This is a genomic window from Pseudomonas sp. FDAARGOS_761 (assembly GCF_013343155.1).
Lineage (GTDB): Bacteria > Pseudomonadota > Gammaproteobacteria > Pseudomonadales > Pseudomonadaceae > Pseudomonas > Pseudomonas aeruginosa.
The window spans coordinates 3314030-3336753 of sequence record NZ_CP054572.1 but is presented as its reverse complement, the minus strand read 5'-3'; the positions used below and the strand labels follow the sequence as shown (position 1 = coordinate 3336753).

The 22724-nt window shown below is 68.6% G+C and carries 22 protein-coding genes; 11 read left to right on the top strand and 11 right to left on the bottom strand.

Translation table 11 applies throughout. The annotated features are described in order from the left end of the window. Positions 1–36 precede the first annotated feature (36 nt). The 3 genes from atuC to FOC67_RS15505 all read right to left on the bottom strand — a co-directional run bounded on the left by atuC (position 37) and on the right by FOC67_RS15505 (position 4408). Complete coding sequence (gene atuC, locus FOC67_RS15515; RefSeq protein ID WP_003138715.1) at positions 37–1653, bottom strand: geranyl-CoA carboxylase subunit beta; 1617 nt, start codon at positions 1651–1653, stop codon at positions 37–39. 1 nt (position 1654) lies between these two features. Further along, positions 1655–2533 (bottom strand): SDR family oxidoreductase, encoded by an 879-nt coding sequence (locus FOC67_RS15510; RefSeq protein WP_009313867.1) that lies wholly within the window; start codon positions 2531–2533, stop codon positions 1655–1657. Between the two features lie 72 nt (positions 2534–2605). Further along, a complete protein-coding gene (locus FOC67_RS15505) occupies positions 2606–4408 on the bottom strand; it encodes an acyclic terpene utilization AtuA family protein (protein WP_009313868.1) in 1803 nt (600 codons plus the stop codon). Between the two features lie 253 nt (positions 4409–4661). Here FOC67_RS15505 and atuR point away from each other — a divergent pair, with 253 nt between their 5' ends. Further along, positions 4662–5285: an atu genes transcriptional repressor AtuR gene (gene atuR, locus FOC67_RS15500; RefSeq protein WP_003114740.1), complete on the top strand. Its 624-nt coding sequence runs from the start codon at positions 4662–4664 to the stop codon at positions 5283–5285. Here the strand turns inward: atuR and FOC67_RS15495 are convergent, their stop codons facing one another. After that, on the bottom strand, positions 5286–6050 hold the full coding sequence (locus FOC67_RS15495) for a CPBP family intramembrane glutamic endopeptidase (RefSeq protein WP_003090986.1): 765 nt from the start codon (positions 6048–6050) through the stop codon (positions 5286–5288). It lies immediately after the preceding gene. 232 nt (positions 6051–6282) lie between these two features. Further along, the gene (locus FOC67_RS15490; protein WP_003090984.1) at positions 6283–6450 is read right to left on the bottom strand and encodes a DUF2897 family protein; all 168 of its coding nucleotides are present in this window, start codon (positions 6448–6450) and stop codon (positions 6283–6285) included. Positions 6451–6686: 236 nt separating this feature from the next. On the opposite strand from FOC67_RS15490, the gene FOC67_RS15485 reads away from it, so the two are divergent. After that, on the top strand, positions 6687–7988 hold the full coding sequence (locus FOC67_RS15485; protein ID WP_003160587.1) for a sensor histidine kinase: 1302 nt from the start codon (positions 6687–6689) through the stop codon (positions 7986–7988). Position 7989: 1 nt separating this feature from the next. After that, positions 7990–8901: a response regulator gene (locus tag FOC67_RS15480; protein WP_003090981.1), complete on the top strand. Its 912-nt coding sequence runs from the start codon at positions 7990–7992 to the stop codon at positions 8899–8901. Positions 8902–8909: 8 nt separating this feature from the next. Here FOC67_RS15480 and FOC67_RS15475 read toward each other — a convergent pair whose 3' ends face one another. Further along, complete coding sequence (locus FOC67_RS15475; RefSeq protein ID WP_003110276.1) at positions 8910–9380, bottom strand: multidrug/biocide efflux PACE transporter; 471 nt, start codon at positions 9378–9380, stop codon at positions 8910–8912. Between the two features lie 91 nt (positions 9381–9471). Here FOC67_RS15475 and FOC67_RS15470 point away from each other — a divergent pair, with 91 nt between their 5' ends. Continuing rightward, positions 9472–10362 carry a LysR family transcriptional regulator gene (locus FOC67_RS15470; RefSeq protein ID WP_003090978.1) on the top strand — a complete coding sequence of 297 codons (891 nt, stop codon included), beginning with the start codon at positions 9472–9474 and terminating at the stop codon, positions 10360–10362. A 22-nt stretch (positions 10363–10384) separates the two neighbouring features. Here FOC67_RS15470 and FOC67_RS15465 read toward each other — a convergent pair whose 3' ends face one another. Next, the gene (locus FOC67_RS15465; RefSeq protein ID WP_009313871.1) at positions 10385–11026 is read right to left on the bottom strand and encodes a DUF924 family protein; all 642 of its coding nucleotides are present in this window, start codon (positions 11024–11026) and stop codon (positions 10385–10387) included. 45 nt (positions 11027–11071) lie between these two features. On the opposite strand from FOC67_RS15465, the gene FOC67_RS15460 reads away from it, so the two are divergent. The 7 genes from FOC67_RS15460 to FOC67_RS15430 all read left to right on the top strand — a co-directional run bounded on the left by FOC67_RS15460 (position 11072) and on the right by FOC67_RS15430 (position 18527). Then, positions 11072–11965 (top strand): LysR family transcriptional regulator, encoded by an 894-nt coding sequence (locus FOC67_RS15460; protein WP_003101696.1) that lies wholly within the window; start codon positions 11072–11074, stop codon positions 11963–11965. Between the two features lie 96 nt (positions 11966–12061). Then, a complete protein-coding gene (gene pyrF / locus FOC67_RS15455; RefSeq protein ID WP_003090975.1) occupies positions 12062–12760 on the top strand; it encodes an orotidine-5'-phosphate decarboxylase in 699 nt (232 codons plus the stop codon). 248 nt (positions 12761–13008) lie between these two features. Further along, complete coding sequence (locus FOC67_RS15450) at positions 13009–13926, top strand: MoxR family ATPase (RefSeq protein ID WP_003090974.1); 918 nt, start codon at positions 13009–13011, stop codon at positions 13924–13926. Continuing rightward, positions 13926–14879, top strand: a complete 954-nt coding sequence (locus tag FOC67_RS15445; protein ID WP_004350726.1) for a DUF58 domain-containing protein — start codon at positions 13926–13928, stop codon at positions 14877–14879. The genes FOC67_RS15450 and FOC67_RS15445 overlap by 1 nt, the downstream gene beginning before the upstream one ends. Further along, entirely contained in the window at positions 14876–16882 is a 2007-nt protein-coding gene (gene tgpA, locus FOC67_RS15440; RefSeq protein ID WP_009313872.1) for a protein-glutamine gamma-glutamyltransferase TgpA, read from the top strand. The genes FOC67_RS15445 and tgpA overlap by 4 nt, the downstream gene beginning before the upstream one ends. Further along, entirely contained in the window at positions 16879–17649 is a 771-nt protein-coding gene (locus tag FOC67_RS15435) for a CHAD domain-containing protein (RefSeq protein ID WP_003110280.1), read from the top strand. The genes tgpA and FOC67_RS15435 overlap by 4 nt, the downstream gene beginning before the upstream one ends. Before the next feature lie 80 nt (positions 17650–17729). Continuing rightward, on the top strand, positions 17730–18527 hold the full coding sequence (locus FOC67_RS15430; RefSeq protein ID WP_003090970.1) for an acyl-CoA thioesterase II: 798 nt from the start codon (positions 17730–17732) through the stop codon (positions 18525–18527). Positions 18528–18535: 8 nt separating this feature from the next. Here FOC67_RS15430 and FOC67_RS15425 read toward each other — a convergent pair whose 3' ends face one another. The 4 genes from FOC67_RS15425 to FOC67_RS15410 form a co-directional block, all read right to left on the bottom strand. Further along, complete coding sequence (locus FOC67_RS15425; RefSeq protein ID WP_009313873.1) at positions 18536–20113, bottom strand: diguanylate cyclase; 1578 nt, start codon at positions 20111–20113, stop codon at positions 18536–18538. A gap of 9 nt (positions 20114–20122) precedes the next feature. Continuing rightward, positions 20123–20611, bottom strand: coding sequence for a molybdopterin-dependent oxidoreductase (locus tag FOC67_RS15420; RefSeq protein WP_003130791.1), 489 nt, complete (start codon positions 20609–20611; stop codon positions 20123–20125). A gap of 86 nt (positions 20612–20697) precedes the next feature. After that, the gene (locus FOC67_RS15415; RefSeq protein ID WP_009313874.1) at positions 20698–21057 is read right to left on the bottom strand and encodes an Mpo1-like protein; all 360 of its coding nucleotides are present in this window, start codon (positions 21055–21057) and stop codon (positions 20698–20700) included. 125 nt (positions 21058–21182) lie between these two features. Then, positions 21183–22655 (bottom strand): methyl-accepting chemotaxis protein, encoded by a 1473-nt coding sequence (locus FOC67_RS15410; protein ID WP_009313875.1) that lies wholly within the window; start codon positions 22653–22655, stop codon positions 21183–21185. Positions 22656–22724 lie beyond the last annotated feature (69 nt).

Sequence of the window (22724 nt, the reverse complement as noted above, 5' to 3'; positions counted from 1 at the left end):
CGGGGAGAGGGGCTGTCGCCGGCTCGCCTGTTGCAGTCAGAACCTCGCGACCCCGAAGCTGTTGCCCTTCAGCGGCCGCGCCTCGGCTTCCGCGCAGATATCCAGCAGGTAGCCGAGCAGCCTGCGGCTGTCGCGCGGGTCGACCAGGCCGTCGTCCCACAGGCTGGCGGTGCCGTAAAGCGCGGTGGACTGGCTGTCGAGCTTCTGCGCGGTGACGGTTTCCAGCATGTCGAGCATCTTCGGGTCGGCTTCCTTGCCTTCCTTGGCGTGTTTCTCCTCGGTGACGATGCGCAGCACCTTGCCGGCCTGGGCGCCGCCCATCACCGCGGTGCGACTGTTCGGCCAGGCGAAGATGAAGCGCGGGTCGAGGCCGCGTCCGCACATCGCGTAGTTGCCGGCGCCGTAGGAGCCGCCGACCACCAGGGTCAGCTTGGGCACGCGGGCGTTGGCCACCGCCTGGATCATCTTCGAGCCGTGCTTGATCACGCCCTGGCGCTCCGACTCGGTGCCGACCATGAAGCCGGTGGTGTTGTGCAGGAACAGCAGCGGCGTGTTGCTCTGTTCGCAGAGTTGGATGAACTGCGCCGCCTTGGCCGCGCCCTGCGGGGTGATCGGTCCGTTGTTGCCGATCAGGCCGCAGGCGTGGCCCTCGATGCGCAGGTGGCCGCAGATGGTCTGGCCGTCGAACTCGTTCTTGAAGTCGAGGAACTCGGAGCCGTCGGCGATGCGCGCGACGATCTCGCGGACGTCGTAGGGCTTCTTCGGGTCGGCCGGAACCACCCCGAGCAGCTCCTCCACCGGGTACAGCGGTTCGCGCCAGGAACGCGCCGGGCGCGCCGGCAGTTGTGCGTTCCACGGCAACATGCCGACGATCTCGCGGGCCAGGCGCACGCCGTCGGCGTCGTTTTCCGCCAGGTATTCCGCGGTGCCGGCGACCTGCGCGTGCAGTTCGGCTCCGCCGAGTTCCTCGTCGCTGGCGATCTCGCCGGTGGCGGCCTTGAGCAACGGCGGCCCGGCGAGGAACATCTTGGCCTTGCCGCGCACCACCACCACGTAGTCCGACAGCCCCGGCTGGTAGGCACCGCCGGCGGTGCTGGAACCATGCACCACGGTGACCTGGGGAATGCCCATGGCGGAGATCCGCGCCTGGTTGGCGAAGCCGCGCGCACCTTCGACGAAGATCTCCGCCGCATAGTTGAGGTTGGCGCCGCCGCTTTCGGTGAGGGTCACCACCGGCAGCTTGTTCTCCATGGCGATCTGCTGCAGGCGCAGGGTCTTCTTCAGCCCGGTCGGGGAGATGGTGCCGCCCTTGATCGCGCTGTTGCTGGCACTGACCAGGCAGCGCACCCCGGCGATGTAGCCGATCCCGGCGATGATCCCGCCGCCGGCCTGGGTGCCGTCCTTGTCGTCGTGCAGCTTGTAGCCGGCCAGCGAGGACAGTTCGAGGAACGGCGCGCCCGGATCGAGCAGCAACGCCAGGCGTTCGCGCGGCAGCAGTTGTCCGCGTTTCTCGAACTTCGGCCTGGCCTCGGCGGCCTTGTCCAGGACCTTCTGCTCCAATTCGCGGAAGCCGGCCACGGCGGCGAGCATGGCCTCGCGGTTACGGGCGAAGTCCTCGCCGTTGACGTCGAGTTCCGACTGGATCGCGGGCATGTCAGTCCTCCTGGTCCTTCAGTACGTCGGGCAGGTAGGCGCGGTGGAAGCCGTTGTACGCGCGGCTCTGTCCCGGCTTGCCCTTGAGCAGCGGGAAGGCGCGGCTGCCCTGGCTGGCGGCGCCGTCGATGCGGATCGTGTTGCCGCTGACGAAGGCGGCGCCGGGGGAGAGCAGGAAGACGATGGCGGCGGCGACTTCCGACTCGCTGCCGATGCGCTTGAGCGGCACGTGCTCGCGCAGGGTCGGGATCACCGCCTTGAACGCGCCTTCGTAGGTATCCATGCCGCTGGACGCGATCCAGCCCGGCGCCACCGCGTTGACCCGCACGCCGGCATGGCCCCACTCGACGGCGGCGGTCCTGGTGAAATTCTCCATGCCGGAGCGCGCGGCGCCGGAGTGACCCATGCCGGGCATGCCGCCCCACATGTCGGCGAGCATGTTGACGATGCTGCCGCCGGTCTTGCTCATCGACTGGTTGAACACTTCGCGGGCGACCAGGAAGCCGCCGACCAGGTTGGTGCGGAGCACGGTCTCGAAGCCCTTCTGGCTGATCGAGGCGAGGGGCGAGGGATACTGGCCGCCGGCGTTGTTGACCAGGTGATGGATGGTCCCGCGTTCGGCCAGGATATTCGCCACCAGCGTCTTCACCGCTTCCTCCTCGCGGATGTCGCAGGCGTGCCAGCTGACGCTGCCGCCGTCTTCGACGATCTCGCCGGCGGTCTTCTCCAGCTTTTCCGCCTTGCGTCCGACCAGCACCACGTGGGCGCCGAGGGCCGCCAGTTCATGGGCGGTGCAGCGGCCGATGCCACTGCCGCCGCCGGTGACGATGATGGTCTGGCCGTCGAACAGGCCAGGTCGGAAGATCGAGTCGTAGCTCATTGTTCTGGTGACTCCGATGAATCCCGTGGGGTGGTTGCAGCGGAACGCCGCATTCGTCGTTCCTGGTCGTGGTTATCTGCCCTGCGTTTCCAGCGCGTCGGCGAGCGCCTGCGGCACCGCCACCGGGAACTCCAGCAACTGCTGGGCGAAGGCCTTGCCCTGCGGGTCAATGCGCAGGCTGGCGACGCCGCCGCCGCCGAGGGCGTTCTCCAGCAGGAAGTTCAGGCTGTGGCTGCCCGGCAGGTACCAGCGGCCGACCCGGCCGGTCTGCGGGTCGAGCACATGCTGCATCCAGTCCACCACCGCGCCTTCCTCCAGCGCCTCGGCGATCCACGGCAGGTACTCCGGACGCCGCGCCATGACCCCGATGTTGCTGTGGTTGCCCTTGTCGCCGGAGCGCGCCACCGCCAGCTTCACCAGCGGCACGCTGGCGCTGGCGGGCTGCTCCGGGCGTGGCGGCTGGCGCGCCTCGGCCAATCGTGCCGGGTCGAAGGCTTCGAGGACCGGCAGTTCCAGCGGATGGCGCTGGCCGTCGATCTCCACGCTCAACGCGCATTGCGCCTTGTCGATCAGGAAAGAGAACAGGCGGATCACCGGATACACCGTCGGCCGGCCGCCGACGATGCCGGTCAGGCCGGGCGCCATCCCGGTGGCGGCCTGGGCGATCTCGCGGGAGAACAGCACCAGGGCTTCCTTGCGCGGATGCCGGACGGCCAGCTTGACCACCACTTCGCGGCTGTCCTGCCGTCGCCCATGGGGACCATAGGTGGCTTCGCTGCCGAGCAGTTCGACATTGACCTCGCGGTAGGGCTCCCAGCCGCGCTCGGCGAAGATTTCCTCGGTCCTGGCGATGATCGCCTGGCTGACCCGCTCGGCCTTCTTCAGCGCATCGATGCCGGCGATCAGGCAACTGGCGGTGCAGCGGAAACCGTCCGGATAGGTGGCGCTGACCTTGTACCGGTCGGTGGGCGGCAGGCCGCGCGCGCCTTCCACCGCGACCCGGTCGGGACCGGCCTGGCGCAGGCGCACCTCGGTGAAGTCGCAGACCACGTCGGGCAGCAGGTAGGCGCGTGGGTCGCCGATCTCGTAGAGCATCTGTTCGCCGACGCTCAGTTCGCTGACCAGGCCACCGGTGCCGGGCGCCTTGGTCACTACGAAGCGCCCGTCGGCCTCGACCTCGACGATGGGGAAGCCGATGTGCTCGTAGTCCGGCACCTGCTCCCAGTCGGTGAAATTGCCGCCGGTGCATTGCGCGCCGCATTCGACGATGTGCCCGGCGAGGGCGGCCTGGGCCAGTCGGTCGTAGTCGTCCCAGGCCCAGCCGAACTCGTGCACCAGGGCGGCGCTGACCACCGCGCTGTCGACCACCCGGCCGGTGATCACGATGTCCGCGCCCAGGCGCAGGGCCTCGACGATGCCCGGCGCGCCGAGGTAGGCGTTGAGCGAGACGCACATCGGCGGGAAAGGCGCGTCGCTGAACATCTCGCGGATGCCGGACTTGGCCAGTTCGGCCTGGCGCGCTTGCAGGTTGTCGCCATGGAGCACGGCGATCTTCAGCTGCACCCCGGCCTTCTCGCAGGCCGCGGCGAGGGCGGCGGCACAGGCCTGCGGATTGATCCCGCCAGCGTTGCTGATGACGCGGATCTTCTTCTCGGCGATCTCGCCCAGCAGTGGTGCGAGGACCTCGACGAAGTCGGTGGCGTAGCCGGCGTCCGGCTGTTTCAGGCGGGCGCCGGCCATGATCGACATGGTGATCTCGGCCAGGTAGTCGAACACCAGGTAGTCCAGCGGCGCGCCGCGCACCAACTGGGCGGCCGCGGTGCAGGTGTCGCCCCAGAAGGCCGAGGCGCAGCCGATGCGTACGGTCTTTTGCATTGTTCTTGACCCGTGACGGCGGAAGTGTGGGGCGACATTACCAAGCAAGCGCTTGGTTGAGAAGGGGGCGGAAACAAATCCGTTCTCGGCTGTTACCCAAGCGCTTGCTCGGTCGTCTTCGCAGGCATACATTTCATGAATGCCGACAAGCACTTGCGGGGCAATCCCGAGGCCGGTCGGCAAATACGGAGCGGCCGGGCGCGCGGATGAGCGGCACCGAGCCGCCGACGATCCGGAAAAGGGGTACTCAGCGTTGGACGATCAGAAAGCCCGGGAAGTGATGCTGGAGCTGGTGGCTACCGGACAGCTCACCGATCCGGAAAGCGCCCGCGGCAAGCTGCTGCAGACCGCCGCCCACCTGTTCCGCAGCAAAGGCTACGAACGCACCACGGTGCGCGACCTGGCCAGCGCGGTGGGCATCCAGTCGGGCAGCATCTTCCATCACTTCAAGAGCAAGGACGAGATCCTGCGCTCGGTGATGGAAGAGACCATCCTCTACAACACCGCCCTGATGCGCGCCGCCCTGGCCGACGCCGAGGACCTGCGCGAGCGGGTGCTGGGACTGATCCGCTGCGAGCTGCAATCGATCATGGGCGGCACCGGCGAGGCGATGGCGGTGCTGGTCTACGAGTGGCGCTCGCTGTCCGCCGAAGGCCAGGCGTACATCCTCGGCCTGCGCGACATCTACGAGCAGATGTGGCTCGACGTGCTGGGGGAGGCGCGGCTGGCCGGCTACTGCCAGGGCGATCCGTTCATCCTGCGGCGCTTCCTCACCGGCGCGCTGTCCTGGACCACCACCTGGTTCCGTCCGGAAGGACCGATGAGTCTCGACCAGCTCGCCGAGGAGGCCCTGGCGCTGGTGATCAAGAACGCCTGATCACTCGGAGATCAGGCGGAACGGGTAGCTCAGCAGGAGGAAGTGCAGGGTGTTGATCGAAGCGTGCAGCAGCACCGCCAGGGACAGCCGCCCGCTGAAGTGCAGGACCATGCCGTAGCCCAGCCCGGCGATCCCGGCCAGCAGCGCGTACACCGGGTTCACCAGCAGGTGCAGCGCGGCGTAGGCGAGGGTCGCGACGATGATTCCCGGCCAGGCGCCGAACCAGCGGATCAACTGGCTTTGCAGCAGGCCGCGGAAGAACGCCTCCTCGGCCAGGGAGACCACCCCGACGTTCAGTACCAGCCACCACCAGAAGGCATCCGGCCACTTCGGCTGCCAGCTCGCGGCATTGGTCATGATCGACAGCAGCGGCACCACGAAGAAGGTCAGGCAGAAGGCCAGCGCGGTGATATCCAGCGACACCAGCGGCTGCTTCGGCCGGCGCAGCCACCAGGCGAGCAGGGTAAGGGCGACCAGGGCCTTGTCCCAGGGCAGCCAGATCATCTGGATCGGCGGGCTGGCGCTGGCCAGGTCCCAGGGGAACAGGCGCAGGGGAATGAAGCCGGGCAGGTAGTGGATGGCGATCAGGGCGCTGGCGGCGAGGCTCACCGGCCACCAGAGCAGGGTCGGCAGCCAGCGTTCGGCGTAGGTCACCCAGATGATGTAGAGCAGGACGATGACCGCCGTCAGCAGCGCGATGTGCCCGGTGAAGAAGCCCCCGAGCAGGAACAGAATGGGTAGAAGCGGTATCAGACGCCCGAGCATGCAGCCTCCCGTTTAAAGGAGGGATTCTAAAGGCATTTCGACCCGCGGATGGGAAAAGCGCAAGGAACGGACCTTCTGCCAGAGGGAAACACACGGGGAACGAACCCCAGGTTGCGCAGGAAAAACCACGCGCGGCCCGCATGACTCCGCCACGCGAGCCTTCGCCTCGCCGGTTTTTCGCCCGCCGGGGTTTTCCTACGAGACCTAGTGACCCGCCGGCAGGCCAATAGGTTCAGCGGTCCTTCGCCTCCTGCGCGTCCAGCTCGGCGTTGCGTTCATGGATGCGTTTGAGCTGTTCCTCGCTCAACGGCAGCTTCTTCGCCGAGTCGCGCAGCAGCAGGAGTCCGCCGACGATGGAGCCCAGGGCGAGGACGATGATCAACCAGGCGTACCAGGGCATGTTGTTCTCCCTCATCGATATGAATGTTCACCATACGCCGGGTTTGCCTTTCTGTCAGGCAACGTTCCGGCGCGAGGTCCTGTGGTTGAGACTCCCGGCGGCGCTTGGAAGTTGCGGGCGGAGAAAGCGCTGAGCCTGGTCGGCGTGATGCCTGTCACATGTTGGCAATCTGACATTGCTTAACTGGCGGGTATCCCTTCATTGCCCCGTCCGGGCCTGCCAGCGAGAGGTTGCCGATGTCTCCGAGCGCGTTGTCCCGTCTGTTGCGCCCGGTGGAACCCCTGACTCCGGCGATGAGCATCAGCGACGTCGCCGACCGCCTGCTGATGCCGGAGCACCGTGCCTTCCTCTCGCTGCCGGTGGTCGACGACGAGCGCCGGGTCCTCGGCCTGGTCAGCCGCTACACCCTCCAGGACATCTTCATGCAGCGTTTCGGCCGCGACCTCTGGGGCCGCCATCCGGTGCGCGACGTCATGAACCGGGCGCCCCTCAGCGTCTCCCTCGGCGCCAGCCTGGAAGAGGCGGCGCAGCAGGTCACCGGTCGCCTGCAGTATCCGATCACCGAGGACTTCGCCCTGGTCGACGAAGAGGGCCGCTACCGTGGCCTGGGCACCGTGCTCGACCTGCTGAAGGCCATGGAGGCGCGCATCGCCCAGCGCAACCGGGTGCTGCGCAAGGCGCTGGTGGACCTCAAGGAGTCCCAGGCGCAACTGGTGCAGTCGGAAAAGATGGCTTCGCTCGGGCAGATGGTGGCCGGGGTCGCACACGAGCTGAACACGCCGCTCGGCTACGTCGGCAACAACCTGGCGCTGCTGGAGGAGCTGAGCGATCCCTTGTTGCGCCTGGCCGATGCCCAGGCGGCGCTGGTCGACTGCCTGGGCGACCCGCAGTGCGACGAAGCGCGCCTGGCGCAGGCGCTGCAGGCGGCCGACGCGGTGCGCCGCGAGGCCGCCGTCGAACAGTTGCGCGAGGACCTGCGGCAGTTGTTCGTCGATACCCGCTACGGCCTCGGCCAGATCGGCGAGCTGGTTTCCGGGCTCAAGGACTTCGCCCGCCTGGACCGCGCCTTCAGCGAGGAGGTCGACCTCAACGACTGCGTGCGCAACGCCGTGCTGATCGCCCGCACCGCCATCAAGGACAAGGCCGAGATCAGCAGCCAGCTTGGCGAGCTGCCGCTTATCGCCTGCGCGCCGTCGCAGATCAACCAGGTGCTGCTGAACCTGCTGACCAACGCCGCGCAGGCCATGGAGCGTTTCGGTCGCATCCTGCTGAAGAGCTGGGCCGACGAGCGCCAGGTGTTCCTCTCCGTGCAGGACAACGGCAAGGGCATGCCCGCCGAGGTCCTCGGGCGGATCTTCGACCCGTTCTTCACCACCAAGCCGGTGGGGCAGGGCACCGGGCTCGGCCTGTCGATCAGCTACAAGATCATCCAGCAACATGGCGGGACCATCCGCGTGGCCTCCGAACCGGGCCGCGGAACCCGCTTCCTCATCAGCCTGCCGCGAGAGCAGGCCCGCGAACTGAAACGGAGCGCCTGACATGAGCCCATCTCCCGTCCGCATCCTCTTCGTCGATGACGAGGAGCGCATCCTGCGCAGCCTGGCCATGCAGTTCCGTCGCCATTACGAGGTGCTCACCGAGAGCGACCCGCGGCGCGCCCTGGAGCGCCTGAAGACGGAACGGATACAGGTGTTGGTCAGCGACCAGCGCATGCCGCAGATGAGCGGCGCCGAACTGCTGGCGCAGGCTCGCGAGCGCTATCCGGAAACCCTGCGGATTCTCCTCACCGGCTATTCCGACCTCGACGCCGCCGTCGACGCGCTCAACGACGGCGGCATCTTCCGCTACCTGACCAAGCCCTGGAATCCCCAGGAAATGGCCTTCACCCTGCGCCAGGCGGCGGAGATCGCCAGCCGCCAGGGCCTGCCGGCACCGCCCGCGGCCACGCTGGCGGCGCCGCTGAGCGTGCTGCTGCTCGACGACGACCCGGAAACCCTGGACTGCGTCGGGGCCTTCTGCCATGCCGGCGGGCATCGCCTGCTGCGCGCGCGCAACCTGGCCGAGGCGCTGGTGTGGCTGAACACCGAACCGGTGGAGGTGCTGGTCAGCGACCTGAAGCTGGCCGGGGAGCATACCGCGCCGCTGCTGAAATCCCTGGCCCAGGCCCATCCGCGCCTGCTCAGCCTGGTGGTTACGCCGTTCCGCGACACCCAGGCCCTGCTCGAGCTGATCAACCAGGCGCAGATATTCCGCTACCTGCCCAAGCCGATCCGCAGGGGATTGTTCGAGAAAGGCCTGAAGGCGGCCGCCGAGCAGGCCTTGTTGTGGCGCGGGCGAAGCCTGCCGGAGGTCGACCGGCTGGCCGAGGTGCCGCGCGACGAGCGCGAGAAGGAACGGGTCGGCAGCCTGCTCGGCATGCTCGGCCGCCTGCGCGAGCGGCTGACGGCCTGAACGCCGGCCTAGCCGGCGTCGCAACCGGCGGCCTTGGTCTGGCGGCTTTCCACCAGGCGTGCGCGGAGTACGTCGTAGCTCCAGTTGAAGGCCATGGTGTAGGGCAGGAAGAACAGGATCAGGCCCATGTCGAGGAGGAACGCCTCGACCAGTCCGATCGACAGCCACCAGGCGGCCAGCGGTACCAGCACCACGATCAGCCCCAGCTCGAAGAGCATCGCATGCAGCACCCGGACCTGCAGGGTGCGCTGGAAGCCCATGCGCCGCTGGGCGCGGTCGAAGAGGCTGTTGAAAAGCATGTTCCAGAGCATCGCCACGGTGGAGAACATCAGCGTCAGCGCACCCATGTGCGCCAGGGGCTTGTTCATCACCAGCGACAGCACCGGCGCGGTGAGGAGGACGGCCAGGCCCTCGAAGGCCAGGGCGTGGAAGATCCGCTCCTTGAGAGTCTTGTCGAGGGCGGTGTGGGTGTGGGTCATGGCGAACGCTCCCGGTTCGTCGTTGAAGTCGGGCTGTATTGTCATCGGTCTTTGGGATAGGGTTAAGTTGGATACCATCGGAAAAACCGATATGCATTTGTCGCCCGAATCCCTCGAGGCCTTCGTCCAGGCCGTTTCCCTCGGCTCCTTCAGCGCCGCCGCGCGCAAGCTGGGCAAGAGCCAGTCGACCGTCAGCGAGGCCATTGCCCGGCTGGAGATCGACCTCGGCCTGGAACTCTTCGATCGCAGTGGCCGCCAGCCGCAACTGACCGAGGCCGGACGCACCCTGCTGGGACGGGTCGAGGAGGTCCTCGGCGCATCCGACCGCCTGCGCCGGGTCGCCGCGCTGCTCGCCGGCGGCTCGGAGCCACGGGTGACCCTGGCGCTATCCGACACCTACCATTCGGCGCGCTACGAGGCGCGCCTGGCCGAACTGGACGAGCGTTACCCTGAGCTGGAGTTCGAATGCCTGATCGCCGAGGACCAGGACGTGATCGCCCAGGTCAGCCGCGGCCGCGCCACCCTCGGCCTGCTCGCCGCGCAGCCGCACTACCCGCCGGAGCTGGGCGTGGCGGCGGTCGCCGAGCGTGCCGAGTTCGGCCTGTTCGCCGCCGTCGACCATCCGCTGGCGGGCCTGGAGCGGGTCAGCGAGCGCGACCTTTCCGAATGGCGTTTGCTGCGCCTGAACACCTATAGCGAGACCGGCGCGGCGATCAACGACGGCCTGCCGTCCAGCGGCGGGCGCTGCTGGTCGGCGCCCAACTACCTGTTGCTGCTGGAAATGGCCACCCACGGCTTCGGTTGGGCCGAGCTGCCGCGCTGGCTGGTCAGCGGCTACGCCAACGGACGGCTGAAGGAGTTGCCGGTGTCCGGCTGGCCGCGCAGCCAGGCGGTGGACGTGGTCTGGTCGCGGCAGCGGCCGTTGGGACCGGCGGCCAACTGGTTGCTGGACCGCTTGCTGGATCGCGACCTGCCTATCTAGGGAGGGCCGGCTGAGCCCCGGTTCAGCCGGCGAAGCCGCCGGCGGCGAGGAAGGCGAGTTCCTCGGCGCTGGACGGGCGACCGAGGATCGGATTGCGATGGGGAAAGCGCCCGAAGCGGCGGATGATCTCGCGATGCTCACGAGCGTGGGCGAGGAAGGGCTGGCCGAGTCCGTGGTTCAGCGCTACCGAGCGATCCTGGTCGGCAAGGTTCTCGGCATGGGCGAACGGCAGGTAGAAGAACAGCCGCAGCGCGTCCCCGACCTGGCGGTCGAGGCCTTGTCCCAGAGCCCGCTCCGCCCAGCGCCGCGCTTGGGCGTCGCTGGCGTACATGCGCGGGGTTCCACGGAAGGCGTTGCGCGGGTACTGGTCGAGCAGCAACAGCAGGCCGAGATGGTCCTCGGCTTCACCGGCAGCCGGGCGCAGCGCGTTGGCGCAGGCAAGCTCGTAGAGGTGGGCGAAGCGCTCGCGGAAGCGCCGGTCGAAATCGGCGTTCCTGGCGAACCAGAGGGTAGGGCCGGCATCGCGCCAGAAACCGACCACTTCCGGCAGCGGGGACGCGCTGGGAGGAGGCAAAAGCACTGCATGGGGCATCTGCGGATCCAGGAAGTAGAGTAGGGACTCCAGGCTATTGGTCCGGGTTCTTTGGATAAACGTGGGTGGCATGGATAGACTGTCCAGCCATCCCGAATAGAGAGAAGGGGCCTGCCCATGGATCGTCTGGACAGCATGCGTGTGTTCCTGCGTGTTGCCGAAACCGGCAGCTTCACCAAGGCCGCGGACCTGCTGGACATGCCGCGGGCGACGGTCTCGGCGGCGGTCCAGCAGCTCGAAGCGCAACTCGGCAGCCGGCTGTTGCATCGCACCACCCGGCAGGTCCAGCTGACCCACGACGGCAGCGTGGTGCTGGAGCGTTGCCGTCACCTGCTGGAAGACATGGAAGAGCTGGAGAGCCTGTTCCACGACGGCAGCCGTGCCAGCGGCCGGCTCAAGGTCGACGTGCCGAGCCGGGTGGCGCGACTGCTGATCGCCCCGGCGCTGCCGGAATTCTTCCGCCAGCATCCGGACATCGAACTGGAACTGGGCTCGAGCGACCGTTCGGTGGACCTGGTGCAGGAGGGCGTCGACTGCGTCCTGCGGGTCGGCCAGTTGGGCAACAGCAGCCTGGTGGCGCGACGCCTTGGCGAGATGCAACTGATCAATTGCGCCAGTCCCGCCTACCTGGAAGAGCATGGCGAGCCACGGACGCCGGCCGACCTCGACCGGCACTGGGCGGTCAACTATGCCTCGCCCAGCAGCGGCCGGGTGTTGCCCTGGGAGTACCGCGAGGATGGGCGCACCCTGACCCGCGCGTTGCGCAGCCGGGTCACGGTGAACAACGCGGAAAGCTACATCGCCTGCTGCCTGTCCGGACTGGGCCTGATCCAGATCCCTGCCTACGACGTGCGCGAGCACCTCCAACGCGGCGAGCTGCGCGAGGTGCTGCCGCAGTGGCGGGCCGAAGCGATGCCGGCGTACGCCCTGTATCCGCACCGGCGGCATCTGTCGCGGCGGGTCAGGGCATTCGTCGACTGGCTGGAGCAACTGCTCCGCGCCCGCCTCTAGTCCGCGACGTTCATCTCCCCGGCGCGTTCCGGGCTACGGCAAACGGCCGGATTCTGCGACAATGCGCGCCGTTTTCGATTCGCCGCGAGAGAGCCCATGTCCGCCTGCCAGTCCCCCATCATCGTCGCCCTGGATTTCCCCACCCGTGAGGCCGCCCTGGCGCTGGCCGATCAGCTGGACCCGAAACTGTGCCGGGTGAAGGTCGGCAAGGAACTCTTCACCAGTTGTGCCGCGGGTATAGTCGAGACCTTGCGTGGCAAGGGCTTCGAGGTGTTCCTCGACCTGAAATTCCATGACATCCCGAACACCACGGCGATGGCGGTGAAGGCCGCTGCCGAGATGGGCGTGTGGATGGTCAACGTGCACTGCTCCGGCGGCCTGCGCATGATGGCCGCCTGCCGCGAGACGCTGGAGGCCTTCAGCGGACCCAGGCCGTTGCTCATCGGCGTGACCGTGCTGACCAGCATGGAGCGCGAGGACCTGGCGGGCATCGGCCTCGACATCGAGCCCCAGGAGCAGGTACTGCGCCTCGCCGCCCTGGCGCAGAAGGCCGGCATGGACGGCCTGGTCTGCTCGGCCCAGGAAGCGCCGGCGCTGAAGGCTGCCCATCCGGGCCTGCAACTGGTCACGCCGGGCATCCGCCCGGCCGGCAGCGCCCAGGACGACCAGCGGCGCATCCTCACCCCGCGCCAGGCCCTGGACGCCGGCTCCGACTACCTGGTGATCGGCCGGCCGATCAGCCAGGCCGCCGACCCGGCCAAGGCGCTGGCGGCGATCGTCGCCGAACTGGGCTGAGGCGGCTTCCCCCACGCCTGCCGTCGGTGACCGTCGCGCGTCGTGTCGAGCCGGACATGGCGCAGGCATCATCCGCACCGGCACCCAGGGGGGCGCCTGTCCCTCCCCAGCGTCTAGGCTTGTAGCGGGCACTCCGGCAAGTACCGGTGGCAACGGTTTCACAGTTTCGTGAGGAAAAATTGCAAGTGCCTTGCCGGCTGGCCCCAGGCCAGTAGGATCGCTGTTTTCCCCGGAAACGCGAGGTCGGGATGCTGAACACCCTGGAAGCCTGCCTGAAGGCGGTCGATGAGATTCTCCTGGGCAAGGACCGCCAGGTGCGCCTGGCCCTGGCCTGCCTGCTGGCCCGTGGGCACCTGTTGATCGAAGACCTGCCGGGGATGGGCAAGACCACCCTCAGCCATGCCCTGGCGCGGGTGCTCGGGCTCAGTTTCCAGCGCATCCAGTTCACCTCGGACCTGCTGCCGGGCGATATCCTCGGTACCTCGGTGTTCGACAAGGACAGCGGGCAATTCGTCTTCCATCCCGGGCCGATCTTCGCCGAGCTGGTGCTCGCCGACGAGATCAACCGCGCCACGCCGAAAAGCCAGAGCGCCTTGCTCGAGGCGATGGAAGAAGGCCAGGTGACCATCGAGGGCGCCACCCGGCCCTTGCCGGAACCGTTCTTCGTCATCGCCACGCAGAACCCGGCCAGCCAGGGCGGCACCTTCTCCCTGCCGGAATCGCAGCTGGATCGCTTCCTGATGCGCCTGTCGCTGGGCTACCCCGGACGCGCGGCGGAACGCTCGCTGTTGCTCGGCGAAGCCCGGCGCGATCTGCTGCCGCGCCTGGAGCCCTTGCTCGACCACGCGGCGCTGGCCGCTTTCCAGGCCGAAGTGCCGAAGGTCCGCGCCAGCGATGCGCTGGTGGACTACGTGCTGCGCCTGGTCGAAGCGACCCGCACGCAGCCGGCCTTCGCCCTCGGCCTGTCGCCGCGCGGTAGCCTGGCGTTGCTCGCCGCGGCGCGTGCCTGGGCGCTGCTGGCGGGACGCGACTATGTGATTCCGGAAGACGTCCAGGCGGTGTTGCCGGCGGTCGCCGGGCATCGCCTGCGCGACCAGGCGGACCCCACCGGGCACGGTGGCGGCGCGCTGGTGCAATGGCTGCTGCGCGAAGTCCCGGCGCTCTGATGCGCCTGCGCAACTGGCCGCGCTGGCAGCGCTGGCTGAACCGGCGGATACCGCCGGCGAGCAGCGTCGAGCTGAACCAGCGCCGCGTATTCATCCTGCCGACCCGCCAGGGCGGCGCTTTCGGTCTGGCGCTGCTGGTGATGCTGCTGGCGGCGATCAATTACCAGAACAGCCTGGCCTACGGGTTGACCTTCCTGCTGCTGTCCCTGGGCGTGGTGACCATCCTCCATACCTATCGCAACCTTGCCGGCCTGCGCCTCACCGCGTTGGGAGCGGACCCGGTGTTCGCCGGCGAGCGCGCCGGTTTCCGGGTGCGCCTGGAAAGCCCGCGGCGGGCGCGCCAGGCCATCGCCGTCGGCTGGCCGGAGCGGCCGCTGGAATACGCCGACCTGGCAGGCGACGCGGCTGCCGAGGTGCTGCTGTTCCACCCGACCGAGCGACGCGGCTGGCTGCGGCCGGGGCGCCTGCGGGTGGAGAGTCGCTTTCCCCTCGGCCTGCTGGTGGCCTGGAGCTGGGTCGACCTGCGCCAGCAGGCGCTGGTCTACCCTCGGCCGCTGGCCGGCGAGCCATTCCTCGCGCCGGGCGCGGAGGATGCCGAGGACCAGGGGCGCGCGCTGGCGAGCACGGGCGTCGACGACTACCAGGGACTGCGCGCCTACCAGCCGGGCGACTCGCGGCGGCGCCTGCACTGGAAGGCGTTTTCCCGTGGCCAGGGGCTGCTGGTGAAGGACTTCGCCGCGCTCGGCGGGGAAGACCTGTGGCTGGAATTCGAGCGCCTCGGCGGGGACCTCGAAAGTCGCCTGGGCCGCTTGTGCCATGCAGTCCTGGAACTCTCCGAGCGGCAGCAGCCCTATGGCCTGGCGCTGCCCGGCACGCGCCTGCAACCGGCCAGCGGCGAGGCCCAGCGCGAGGCCTGTCTGCGCGCGCTGGCGCTGTTCGGAGCGGCACGATGAACGCGATTCCGCGGGTCGCGCTGGTCTGGCTGCTGGTGGCGCAGGTACTGGTGATCCTGCCGCACCTGGCCTACATGCCGCTGTGGATCGCGGCCATGTGGCTCGGTTGCGCGGCCTGGCGGGTGCAGGTCTTCCGCATGCGTGCCGGCTATCCGCGCGCCTGGGTCAAGCTGGCCCTGGCGTTGCTCGCCGGGGCCGGGGTCTGGTTGTCGCGCGGCAGCCTGGTGGGCCTGGACGCGGGGGCGGTGCTGCTGATCGCCGCGTTCATCCTCAAGCTGGTGGAAATGAAGACCCGCCGCGATGCGCTGGTACTGGTGTTCCTCGGTTTCTTCGCAGTGGTGGTGGGCTACCTGTTCGACGACGGTTTCCTCGCCGCGCTGTACAGCCTGCTGCCGGTGACCGCGTTGCTGGCGGCGCTGATCGGCTTGCAGCAGAGCGCTTTCGCCAGCCGGCCCTGGCCGACCCTGCGGCTGGCCGGCGGGCTGTTGCTGCAGGCGCTGCCGCTGATGCTCCTGCTGTTCCTGTTCTTCCCCCGCCTGGGGCCGCTGTGGTCGTTGCCGATGCCCGGCAACAAGGGGGTCACCGGACTCTCGGAGAGCATGGCTCCAGGGGATATCGCCGAGCTTGGGCGCTCCGCCGAACTGGCGTTCCGGGTCCGCTTCGAGGGCGCACCGCCGCCGCGCGAGCAGCTCTACTGGCGCGCCTTGACCATGGAGCGTTTCGACGGACGACGTTGGGCTCAGGCGCCGCAATGGTCGGGCGAGGATGCTGTGCACTGGCAGAAGCGTGGCCCTGAGCTGCGCTACGACGTGATCATGCAGCCCAGTTCGCAGCCCTGGCTGTTCGCCCTCGACGTGGCGCAGACCGACCAGACCGACACGCGCCTGATGAGCGATTTCCACCTGCAGCGGCGGCAGCCGGTCGAGCAACGTCTGTTCTACCGAGTCAGTTCCTGGCCACAGGCGCTGCGCGAGTCCAGCATCGATCCGCGCATGCGCTGGCGCAACCTGCAGTTGCCGATGCACGGCAATCCGCGCGCGCGAGCGCTGGCCGACGAGTTGCGCCAGGCCCATGCGCAACCGCAGGCGCTGGTCGCGGCCCTGTTGCAGCGCTTCAACCGCGAGCCCTTCGCCTACACCCTGAAACCGCCAGCGACCGGCGCCGACGGGGTGGACGATTTCCTGTTCGACACGCGCAGCGGCTTCTGCGCGCATTACGCCGGGGCGATGGCTTTCGTCCTGCGCGCAGCGGGCATTCCTGCGCGAGTGGTGGCCGGTTACCAGGGCGGCGAGCTGAATCCGGCGGGCAACTACCTGCTGGTGCATCAGTTCGACGCCCACGCCTGGGTCGAATACTGGCAGCCGGAGCAGGGCTGGCTGAGCGTCGACCCGACCTACCAGGTGGCGCCCGAACGGATCGAACAGGGGCTGGAGCAGGCCCTGGCCGGAGACAGCGAGTACCTCGCCGACGCGCCGCTGTCGCCGTTGCGCTACCGTGGCCTGCCCTGGCTCAACGACATGCGTCTGGCCTGGGACAGCCTGAACTACGGCTGGCAACGCTGGGTCCTGGCCTACCAGGGTGAGCAGCAGGGCGCCTTCCTGCAGCGCTGGTTCGGCGGGCTCGATCCGACCCGACTGGGCCTGTTGCTCGGTGCCGCGGCGATATTGTCGGTCGGTCTGCTCGCGCTGTTCCTGCTCAAGCCCTGGCAAGGCCGTGGCGATCTGCGCAGCCGCCAACTGCGCCGCTTCGAACGCCTGCTGGAGATGCATGGCCTGCGCCGTTCCCCCGGCGAAGGGCTACGCTCCTACGGCGAGCGCGCCGCCCGCGTCCTGCCGGCGCAGGCGCCAGCCATCGCGGCCTTCGTCGGCGCGCTCGAAGCGCAACGCTATGGACACGGCGGTGCCGATGATCCAGGGTTGCGTCTGCGCGCATTGCGCCGGGCGCTGCCCTGGCGCCTGGTGCGCGCGCCCACGCGGGATGGCCGGGGAGAGGAGAAGGCATGACGGGGTTCATCGATGAACTGCTGGCCGAGGTGATCGGCCAGCAGGTGGCGTTGATGTCGGCGGTCGCCCGCCTGGAGGCGCGCACGGATGGCGAGGCACTGCACGACCTGCGCATCGCCCTGCGCCGTCTGCGCAGCCTGCTGCGGCCGATCCGCGGGGTTCCCGGCGTCGAGGAACTGGAGCATGCCGCCGCCGAGATCGGGCGGCTCAGCGGGCCGATCCGCGACCTGGAGGTGCTGCTGCCGGCGCTCGCCGCCGAAGGGCTGCGGGATGCGCTGGCGGTGCGCCGGCCGGTGCTGGAGTCCGGCTACGTAGCGGTTCTCGCCAGCCAGCCGCTGCACCGCCTGCAGCTTTGCCTGGACGTCTGGCCGGCCCTGTTGCGTACGGCCCAGCGGCATGCCGTGCTGGATGGCTTGCACGGCCGGGTGCGCAAGCGCCTGCGCCGGCAATGGAAGACCCTGCGCGCCGAGCTGGCGGACACCACCTACGAGCACTGGCACCCGCTACGGCTGCGGATCAAGCGCGTGCGCTACGGGCTGGAGGCCTATCCGCACGATTGCAGCATTCCCGGCTCGCTGCTGGCGCCGCTCAAGGCGGCCCAGTCGGCGCTGGGCGATTGGCACGACCTCGAACAGTGGCTGTTGCGATGCCAGCGCGAGCCGGACCTGGCGCCCGTGCGCGAGGTCTGGACGGCCCGCTTCGAACTGGCCCGGGAGCGTGCCGGACGGGCCCTGTCGACATTGCAGCAGGCGCTTGCCGGGCACTGACGCCGCCCGTATTCCGATCGGCTTTTTCCCAAGGATCGCCTCGCCTAAGATGGGCCCTCGAATCCCCTCGCGAGGCACACATGAATTTTTCCGAATTGATCCAGGCGGTCCGCCGCGACCCTTCCTCGGTGGTAGTACCGGCCAGTTGGGGCCAGGGCCGCGCCACCTTCGGTGGCCTGGTGGTGGCGTTGGCCTACGAGGCCATGCTTGCGGTGGTCGAGGCGGGGCGTCCGTTGCGCTCCATCGGCGTCAGCTTCGTCGGACCGCTGGCCCCCGAGCAGCCGGCTAGCTTCAGCGCCCGGTTGTTGCGCGAGGGCAAGGCGGTGAGCCAGGTACAGGTCGAGGTCCGTCAGGGCGAGCAGGTGGTGACGCTGGTCCAGGCCAGTTTCGGCGTCGCCCGCGCGTCGGCGGTGGCGGTGGAAGCGTTGCCGGCGGCCGGGATGAAGGGCCCCGAAGAGAGCCAGGAGCTGCCCTATATCCGTAACGTGACCCCGGAGTTCACTCGCTACATCGCCATGCGCTGGGCAGTGGGCGGCCTGCCGTTCTCTTCGAACAAGTCGCGCCAGATGGGCGGCTGGATGCGTTTCCGCGACGAACCCGAGGGAGAGCCCATGGAGGTTTCCCACCTGCTGGCGCTGCTCGACTCCTGGCCGCCGGCGCTGTTGCCGCACCTGGGCACCCCGGCGATGGCCAGCTCGCTGACCTGGACCGCCGAGTTCCTCCAGCCGCTGCCGCAGCAAGGCAGCGGCGACTGGTGCCGTTACCTGGCGGAGATCGAGGAGGCGCGCGACGGCTACGGCCACGTGGCGGCGCGGATGTGGAGCGCCGACGGCCAGTTGCTGGCGATCAGCCGGCAGATGGTCACGGTGTTCGGCTGAGGCGCATGTCAGGCGGGCGCGTACTCGGTGCGGTTGCGCCCGCCGCTCTTGGCCTGGTAGAGCGCGCTGTCGGCGCGCACCAGCAGGCTTTCCAGGTCGTCCCCGGCGTCCCTGCGCAGGGCGACGCCGATGCTCACGGTCATTCGCAACGGTTCGCCGTCGGGATTGCTCACCCGCAGCGCCTCGACGCCGGCGCGCAGCCGTTCGGCGACGTCCAGCGCCTGGTCCAGGCCGATTTCCGGTAGCAGCGCGGCGAATTCCTCGCCGCCCAGGCGGCCGAGCAGGTCCACTTCGCGCAGGCCCTGGCGCAGGGTCTCGGCGACACGTTGCAGGGCGCGGTCGCCGGTCAGGTGGCCGTGGCTGTCGTTGATGTTCTTGAAGTGGTCGATGTCCAGCATCAGCGCCACGCAGGGGTGGTGGAAGCGTTCGGCGGCCTTGAGCATGAGTTCCGCCTGGTGCAGGAACGAGTGGCGGTTGTGCAGGCCGGTCAGGGTATCGGTGCTGGCCAGCAGGCGCAGTTCCTGCTCCATGGCCTTGCGCCGGCTGATGTCGTAGCACCAGATCAGGGTCGCCGGCTCGCCGTCGATTTCCAGGTGGCGCGCGCAGATCACCGCCCAGCAAGGCGTTTCCCCGCATAGCTGGGCTTCCCAGCCATCCACCTGGCCGCGCGCCTCCAGGGCGTTCTGCAGGCGGCTGTATTCGCTGGCGCTGGCGAACAGCCGGGGCAGGTTGAAGTCGTCCTGGGCCTGGCAACCCAGGCGCTTGAGCAGGCGCGGGCTGACGTAATGGATGCTGGCGCCGCAGGCGCTGAGCAGGACCACGTCGCTCGGGCTGGCCTCGAGGATGAAATGCAGCAGCGCCTTGCCTTCGCTGAGCTGGCGGGTGCGCTCGCCGACGCGTTTCTCCAGGGTGGCGTTAAGCTCGATCAGATGCCCGGCCAGTTGCTGCGCGCGCTTGAAGTCGGCGACCAGGCGCAGCACCAGCAGGGCACCGCCGGCACCGATCCCGAGCAGCGCCCAGAACAACGCGTAGAACGCCCGGTGCAGGCGCTTGCGGTCGACGTCCAACTGGTTGGTCAGGGCGATGTTGCTGGCGACGACGATCTGGTGGGTCGGTTCGAGCAAGGGCGGGACCTGCTGGACGATCTCCGCGGCCAGGCGGCGCGCGGCGACGGGATCGCCCCAGGGGGCCTGGTCCGACCAGCGATCGCTGAGCTCGATCAGGCGTTGCAGGGTGGCCTGTACCTCCGGACGCGGTTCGGCGAGATGCCTGAACAACGACTGGCGGCGCAGCGGCGCGATCAGGCTGGCGAGGACTTCGAGACGGATCGCCAGGTCGTCGGCTTGGCCTTCGCCGCTCTCGATGTGCCGCGCGGCGTCCAGCGTGCGATCCAGTTCGGCGCGCAGCGAGTAGGTCTGCCACAGCTCGTTGTGCAGGTTCGGCTGGGCCAGTTGCTGGGCCTGGCGCACCGCCAGCCACAGCGCAGCCCCGGCGATCAGCGCCATGAGCAGCACCAGGCCGAGCAACAGCCCCATGATCTGGCGTTGCCGGCGCAGCTTTGTCGGATCGAGCAGCGGCACAGTCATGTCCGTTACTTACTCAAGAGTGATGGAGCTGACCTGCCAGACGGTACGGTTGTAGTAGACCTGGTTTCTCAACTCAGGATAGCGGGCCATCGGGTAGATGATGAAAAGCGGTCCGCGTTCGCGGATCGCCATGTAGGCGCCGTTGCGGCGATAGGCGAGGATGGGCTGGTAGCTGTCGAGGTCGCTGTACGGGATGATCGCCGAGTAGTCGTTCAGCGCCAGCACGCGCAGGCGCTTGGGCGGCGCCAGGTCCAGGTGGCGCAGCAACAGGCTGAGGCGCACGCCTTGCCAGCGGGCGTTGGCCTCGCCGGGGAGCTGGGCTTCCAGGGTCTCGCTGGGCAGGGCTTCGAGGTCGGACAGGGTCAGCCGTACGGGAGCGCCGCCGGACCGCTGCAGGGTGACGATCGGACGTCCGCCCAGCGGCACGGGTTCCGCGGCCTGGGCAAGAGGCAGCCCCAGGCAACAGGAAAAGACGATTAATTGACGCATTGACGGCATGTTGTCGGTCCACGACAGGATTCCGTCGATTATATCGGCAGCGTCGCGCTAAAACTGAAGGGCTGTGCAAAATCCCGGACGAACTGTCACTTATGCCGTTCGCGCCAGGCCCGCCACCAGGCGCCGCTGAGGACGAAACGGGGGAAGGTGACGAACTGCTCGACGAGCAGGCGACTGACAGCGTCGCGCCGATCGCTGAATGGCTCGGGTGCCTGTTCCTCCAGCGCGTGTCCCTTGGCCTGGATCGCCAGGCCGGCGCCGATGCCGATGACACCGAGTACCACCTGCAGCAGGTCCAGGCCGAACAGGCCGCCGAGCAGCAGGATCGCAGCGACGACGAACAGCGGCACGGCGATCAGGTGCAGGACCAGGTTGGTCGGGTTGCGGTGGTTGGCGGCATAGCCGCGCCATTGCCAGGCGAGCAGGTTGGGATGACGTTTGCCCATGTTCTCGGTACTCCGTGACGGCGACCCGCGAGGCGGGTCGTTGCATGTCGTCGAGTCTAGGCGGGGTGCGGCAGCGCGGCGAATGATTCCTGCCTATCCGGGCGATAGGCAGGTGCGCCTGCGGATCAGAGGCGTAGCTGGCCGATGGCGCGGGTCAGATCGCCCGCCAGGTCGACCAGTTGCTGGCTGGTGGCCGCCGACTCGACGGTCTGCTGCACGGTGAGTTCGGTGACGTCGCGGATGCCCACCACCGAACGGGTCATCTCTTCCGCGACCTGGCTCTGCTGTTCCGCGGCGACGGCGATCTGCGTGTTGCTTTCACGCATCTGCGCCACCGCGTTGGCGATCGCCGCCAGCGCCTCGCCGGCGTCGCCGGCCTGGCTGACGCAACCGTCTGCCTTGAGCGAGCTTTCCTGCATGAACTCCACGGCGTCGCGGGTACCCGACTGCAGGGCGAGGATCATCTGGGTGATCTCGTCGGTGGAGTCCTGCACGCGACGGGCGAGGTTGCGCACCTCATCGGCCACCACGGCGAAGCCGCGGCCCATTTCCCCGGCCCGCGCGGCCTCGATGGCGGCGTTGAGGGCAAGCAGGTTGGTCTGTTCGGCGATGCCGTGGATCACGTTGACCACGCCGCTGATCTTCTGGCTGTCTTCGGCCAGCTTCTGGATCATCTCGGCGGTGTCCTGGACGCCCTGGGACAACCCGGCGATCGACGCGCTGACCCGGCTCACCGCCTGCTGGCCGGCGCCGGCCAGGCGGTCGGCTTCCTGCGACTGGTCACGGGTATCGGCGGCGTGCTGGGCGATATGGAAGACCGTGGTGGACATTTCGTTGATCGCGGTGGCGGTCTGGTCGGTCTCGCTCTGCTGGCCGAGCATGCCCTGGCGTACCTGGCCCATGCTGCGGGCCAGCGCCTGGGCGCCTTCGTCGAGCTTGGTAGCGGCCGCGGCGACGGTGCCGACGATGCGCTGGTAGCCGGCCTGCATGGCGTTGAAGGCGCTGGCCATCTGGCCGACTTCGTCGCGTCCCTGCAGCGGTACGCGAGCGGACAGGTCGCCGCTCTTTTCGACGTGCAGCATCACGTCCTTGAGGGTATGCAGGTGGGTGAGGATGAAGCGGATCAGCAGTTGCGAGGCCGCCAGCAGCGCCAGCATCAGCACCAGCACGGCGACGGCGTAGGCGCCGGCCCGGTCGGCGAAGACCTGCCACAGGTCGCTGGCCGGGGCAAGCACGGCGAAGCGCTGGCCGGAGCCGGTCTGGCCGACCCAGGCGCCGAGCAGCGGGGTATCGCCCTGGCGCGCGCCGGACAACTCGATCCAACCCTGCCCCTTGCCCAGCGCCTGGGCAGCGGTGCCGCCCAGGTTCGCGGCCTGTTCCAGCGGCAGCAGGTTGCTGCGGGCGGGCAGGGCGCTGCCCGCCGGCCAGCTCTGAACCAGCTCGCCCTCGGCGGCGGCGGCGCGCTGGGCGGAAGCGTTGCGCCCGGCGGCTTCCTGCTGCATGGCGAACAACACCAACAGCAGGGTGGTGAAGAAGGCCACCGCGTTGACGGCCCAGAACTTGTATTTCAGTGGAATGTCGCTGATCCAGGTGCCCATAGGGGGATTTCTTCTTATCGGCAAGCTAATGGCAAGGCGCCATTATCTTGAAAGCTGAGTAAGGGGCAA